The following is a 4,877-nucleotide window of genomic DNA, read 5'->3' as shown; positions in this document are numbered from 1 at the left end:
GTGAGCCGAACCCGACGCGCACTCGCCGCCGCCCTCGCGGCGCTCGCGCTGACCATGGCCGGATGCGCCGAGACGTCGGCGCCGCGGGCGGCCGACGCCGAGCCCGGCGCGACCCGCTATCCCCTGACTGTCGAGAACTGCGGCGAGAAGGTCGTCTTCGACGCGCCGCCCGAGCGCGTCATCCTGCTCGAGAGCGCGGCCGTGACGATCCTCGACGGCCTCGGCGTGCTCGATCGCGTCGTGGCGCGCGCCGGCTCCTTTCCCGACGGGTACTACGACGCCGACCTCACACGTCGCATCGAGGGGATCACGTCGCTGTCGGACGACATCGACGCCTCAGGCCACCTCACGATGTCGACGGAGGTGGTGCTCGCCCACGAACCCGACCTCGCGCTCGGGCTGCCCGAGGGGATCACCCGCGAGGCACTCCGAGACGGCGGCGTGAACACGCTCGTCCAGCCCGTGTACTGCACGTCGGGCGAAAGCGACGCATCCTTCGGCACGCTCTACGAGCAGATCCGCATGTTCGGGGCGGTCTTCGACCGCGCCGACGAGGCTCAAGCCATCGTGAACGATCTCGAGAGCCGTGTCACCGCTGTGGAGGATGCGACGGCGGATGCCGCGCTCCGCACGGCTGCGGTCCTGTATCCGTCGATCGGAGGCGGCCCGCTCTACGCGTACGGCAGGGCGTCGATGTCGCAGCCGCAGCTTGAGGCCGCCGGATTCGAGAACGTCTTCGCCGACACCGCGGAGCGCGTGTTCGAGGTCAGCATCGAAGAGCTCATCGCGCGCGATCCCGACATCCTCGTGCTGCTGCATCAGGGCGACGCGGACGGAGCCGTCGCCGAGCTCGCGCGGCTTCCCGGCAGTGAGGCGCTGCGTGCGGTCCAGCAGGGCGACGTGCTCCCCCAGCTCTTCAACTTCACCGAGCCTCCGACGCCGCTGTCGGTCACGGGACTCGAGAAGATCGTGGAATGGTCCGAGGCGGGCTCATGATCTCCGCCGACGACGTCACGCACGCCTACGACGGCGTCGACGTCCTGCGCGAGGTGACCCTCGCCGCGGACGAGGGCGAGGTCGTCGGGCTCATCGGACCGAACGGCAGCGGCAAGACGACCCTGCTGCGCGCCCTCTATCGGGCGCTCGTCCCCGATCACGGCGAGATCCGCGTCGGCGATGCGCCCATCGCGCAGTACTCGTCGCGCATGCTCGCCCAGGTCGTCGCGGTCGTGACGCAGGAGTCGCACAGCGACGTGCCGCTGTCGGTGGCCGACACGGTGCTGCTCGGTCGGAGCCCGCACCTGGGCGCCGTGCGCCGCCAGTCCGCCGCCGATCTCGACATCGCCGCGGATTCGCTCGATCGCGTCGGGGCAGGGCACCTCGCCGCACGTGACATCGCCGAGCTCTCCGGCGGCGAGCGGCAGCGCGTGCTCATCGCACGCGCTCTGGCGCAGCAGGCGTCGCATCTGCTGATGGACGAGCCGACCAATCACCTCGACATCCACTTCCAGCACGAGATCCTCGCCCTCGTGCGCGAGCTGGGCGTGACGACGGTGGTGGTGCTGCACGACCTCAACCTCGCGGCGCGGTACTGCGACCGCCTCGTGCTGCTCAGTCGCGGCCGTGTCGCAGCAGCCGGCCGCACCGAGGACGTGCTGCGGCCCGCGGTCGTCGAGCCGGTGTACGGCATCCACGTGGACCCGGTGCGTGCGGGCGACGGCCGTCTGCAGCTGCTGTTCCGCTCACCGGATCATCGGATGCCGCAGACCCACGATCACACCGGCGGTCACGGCACCCGTCCCACCGGTCAGGACGTGCGCACGAGCCCGCGGATGTAGAAGGCCACGACGAGCGCGACCCAGCTCGTGAGGATGTACGGCCACGTGTACGTCACGATCCCGGCTCGGTGCATGACGAGCGTCACGACGGCGGTCACCGCGATCCACGGCACCGCGTACAGCCACGAGCCGACCGAGCTGCGCAGGAACGTCACGGCGAGCGCGATCGCGGTGAGGACCCCCGAGTAGTTCGCGAGCCCGTTCGCGATGTCGCTCCACGACTCCCCCAGCGCGACCGCGACGATCGAGCCGACGGCGCTGCCCAGGACGCCCGCGAGCCCGACCCGCCAGCTCGCCACGAACAGGGCGGCGAGGATGAGCGCACCGCAGATCGGATTGTCGATGAGCACCACCTGCGACACGTTCGTGAGAAGAGACAGCAGGAACGCCGGCACGGGATCGTCGGGAAGATCGGATGCCGCAGCCGGCGTCGCGAGCGCGGTCGTGGTGAGCGTGATCACGGTGGCGACGACGACGAACGGCGCTGTCGTGTACGGCAGCCGATAGCGCTTCAGCGCCGTGCGCGTGAAGAGCGCGTCGACCAGCCGGGTCACCGGGCCGGTCGCGAGGCCGCCCGCGAACGCGAGGACATACGACCACCACGCCCCGCCGCCGAGCGCCGCGAAGACCGCCGCGCCGACCAGGGTGCCGCAGAACGACTGCATGCCCGCGACGATGTCGGCGCTCCGGTAGCCGGTCGCGAGGCCGCCCAGCATGCCCCCCACCGCCCCGAGCAGGGCGAGCACCGCCATGCGCCAGTCGGCGACGACGAACGCTGCGAGCACGAGCGCGCCGCTCACGAGGTTCTGCTGGAAGAAGATCTGCGACGCGCCGCGGACGAGGCCGAACCCCCACATCTGCCACCCGGCGACGGTGCCTGTCGTCATGTGCCCACTCCCTTCGGCGTGCCGATCATTTGCGGATCGCCGGCGCGGGATCGCCGGTGATGAGCTCGTGCATCGCCGCCGCGGCGGCGGAGAACACGGTCGCCGACGTGACGGTGTCGTCGCCGACGAACCGCAGCCACGCCCCGCTCTCGGAGGGGAGCACACTCACGCCGGCGCGAGCTGCGGGGTCGGGCGCGGCGGCGAGCGCCCCTTCCACCGTGTCGTGGAGCCGATCGGCGATGATGCGGGCGGGCACGCGGCCGGTGAAGACGTAGAGGCTCGAGACGATGTCGCGGCCGCCCATCACGCCCCGGCCGCCCACCTCGCCCCCGCGCGGCACGAGCCGCACGCGGTCGAACGCGACCGGCTCGAGGTCGCCCCCGGGCCTGTTCACCTCGAGGTCCATCGCGAGCGCCGTATAGGCGTTGCGCTCGCCGCGGCTGAGCCGCCCGGCGTAGATCGTCTCGCCGAGGATCAGGGTGGCATCGGCATGCACGGTCGCCGCTGTGCGCTGGTAGAAGCGCGCATCGCGGTAGGGGATGAGGGGATCGGGAAGGTACTCCACGTAGGCGCCCTCGGCGACGTCCAGGTGCACGAGCGATGTGGCGTAGCCCGACTCCATGCGGTAGAGCTTGGTATGCGCCTGCGTCGTGATGTGCGCCGAGGTACCCGGCCCGAACCCGAGGTCCATGCGGTGGCGGTCGTTGTGGAGGATGCCGCCGCCCGTCGTCATCAGGTACGTGTACGGCATGTCGGGTCGCGCCGGGTCGTAGTACAGCGGCCGCATGATCTGCAGCGGAGATTTCTGGAAGTGCCGCACGAGCTCGGTGCGACGCTCCTCCCCTCCGCCGCGGAGGGCGAACTCGAGCTCGAGTACGCCGACCTTGCCGGGGCTCCCGACCGGGAGCGTGTGCGGGTCGCTCCCGTAGCGGGCGACCTCGCCCGGAACGTGGGCGGGCTCGAAGTGCGCAGGCTGCAGCCGCGGCCCGCCGTACAGCGGGGCGTCGGTGCCCGCCGCGGCGAGCGCATCCCCCATCGGCGTCGCAGCCGCGACGATGCTCACGCGACCAGTTCGCCCTTCGACGCGTGCCACAGGGCCATGATCGTCTCGAGGAGCTCGTGCACCCCGGTGCCATCAAGCGAGTTCGTGAGGACGACAGGGCGGTCGCCGCGCACGGCGTGCGCATCGCGCTCCATCACGGCGAGGTCGGTGCGCACGTACTGCGCGATGTCGATCTTGTTGATGACGAGGATGTCGCTCTCGGTGATGCCCGGACCCCGCTTGCGCGGCATCTTCTCGCCCTCCGACGTGTCGAGCACGAAGACGAAGACGTCCGCGAGCGCGGGCGAGAACGTGAGCGTCAGGTTGTCGCCCCCCGACTCGTAGATGAGGGTGTCGATATCGGGGAAGCGCTCCAGCATCTCCTCGCCGGCGGCGAGGTTCATGGTGGGGTCGTCGCGCACCGCGGTGTGCGGGCAGGCTCCCGTCTCGACGCCGACGACCCGTTCGGGGTCGAGGATGCCGGCGAGTTCGCGCCGCACATGGTGCGCGTCCTCCTGCGTGTAGATGTCGTTCGTGATCACGCCGGGGGTGCGGCCGGCGGCGATCAGCAGCGGCACGAGAGCTTCCGTGAGGGCCGTCTTCCCCGACCCGACCGGGCCTCCGATGCCGATCCGCAGGACGTTGTCACTCATGCGCTCTTCCTCTCGTGTGTGCCGGCCGCGGGGCGGACTCAGCTGGTGAACAGGCGCGCCTCGGCGCGCTCGTGACGTGCGGACATGATGTCGGCGACGGGCGCGAAGCCCCCCAGATCGCGCAGCGGGCGGGCGACCGCGTCCGCGGTGACCGCTTCGATCACGGGCTGCACGCGACGCAGCAGCACCTGGGCGCCGCGATGGTCGGTGAGTCGCAGCCGCAGCGCGGCGCCGACGAAGCTCGCGGCGAAGGCGAACAGATCGGATGCCACGGCTTCGGCGATCGGCACGCCTGTCGCCGCGTAGCAGACGGCCGTGACGACCGGCTGGCAGCCCGGCGCCTGCTTCGCCTTCACGCGCGCCGCCCACGCCGCGATGTCTGCGTCGCCGGGACCGCCCGCGAACGCCTCGCCGGCGATGTCGGCGAGCTGTCTGCCGCTGCGCGTGCTCGCGACGC

General features: G+C 71.2%; 6 protein-coding genes. 2 read left to right on the top strand and 4 right to left on the bottom strand.

Annotation, left to right across the window (positions count from 1 at the left end; all coding sequences use genetic code 11):
- Together EIO58_RS12605 and EIO58_RS12600 are read left to right on the top strand one after the other, a co-directional pair.
- Positions 1-996, top strand: a 996-nt coding sequence (locus EIO58_RS12605) for an ABC transporter substrate-binding protein (RefSeq protein ID WP_342447978.1), incomplete at its 5' end; no start/stop codon positions are given.
- Entirely contained in the window at positions 993-1,838 is an 846-nt protein-coding gene (locus EIO58_RS12600) for an ABC transporter ATP-binding protein (protein WP_127819830.1), read from the top strand. The genes EIO58_RS12605 and EIO58_RS12600, both read left to right, overlap by 4 nt.
- Here the strand turns inward: EIO58_RS12600 and EIO58_RS12595 are convergent.
- From EIO58_RS12595 to EIO58_RS12580, 4 genes are all read right to left on the bottom strand, one after another.
- The gene (locus tag EIO58_RS12595) at positions 1,808-2,725 is read right to left on the bottom strand and encodes an urea transporter (RefSeq protein ID WP_127819829.1); all 918 of its coding nucleotides are present in this window, start codon (positions 2,723-2,725) and stop codon (positions 1,808-1,810) included. The two genes, EIO58_RS12600 and EIO58_RS12595, sit on opposite strands and share 31 nt — an antisense overlap.
- Before the next feature lie 25 nt (positions 2,726-2,750).
- Complete coding sequence (locus EIO58_RS12590) at positions 2,751-3,788, bottom strand: urease accessory protein UreD (protein ID WP_205789257.1); 1,038 nt, start codon at positions 3,786-3,788, stop codon at positions 2,751-2,753.
- Entirely contained in the window at positions 3,785-4,420 is a 636-nt protein-coding gene (ureG, locus tag EIO58_RS12585) for an urease accessory protein UreG (protein ID WP_127819828.1), read from the bottom strand. The genes EIO58_RS12590 and ureG overlap by 4 nt, the downstream gene beginning before the upstream one ends.
- A 38-nt stretch (positions 4,421-4,458) precedes the next feature.
- On the bottom strand, positions 4,459-4,877 hold a 419-nt coding region (locus EIO58_RS12580; protein WP_274543216.1), incomplete at its 5' end, for an urease accessory protein UreF.

Source organism: Microbacterium sp. CPCC 204701, from assembly GCF_004010105.1.
GTDB lineage: Bacteria > Actinomycetota > Actinomycetes > Actinomycetales > Microbacteriaceae > Microbacterium.
The sequence above is the reverse complement of the archived record's forward strand: the minus strand, read 5'-3'. Positions and strand labels throughout refer to the sequence as shown.

Bases quoted from the DNA above. Each gene is read 5' to 3' on its own strand.
- EIO58_RS12600 (WP_127819830.1), top strand. From the start codon at position 993: ATGATCTCCGCCGACGACGTCACGCACGCCTACGACGGCGTCGACGTC.
- EIO58_RS12595 (WP_127819829.1), bottom strand. From the start codon at position 2,725: ATGACGACAGGCACCGTCGCCGGGTGGCAGATGTGGGGGTTCGGCCTC.
- ureG (WP_127819828.1), bottom strand. From the start codon at position 4,420: ATGAGTGACAACGTCCTGCGGATCGGCATCGGAGGCCCGGTCGGGTCG.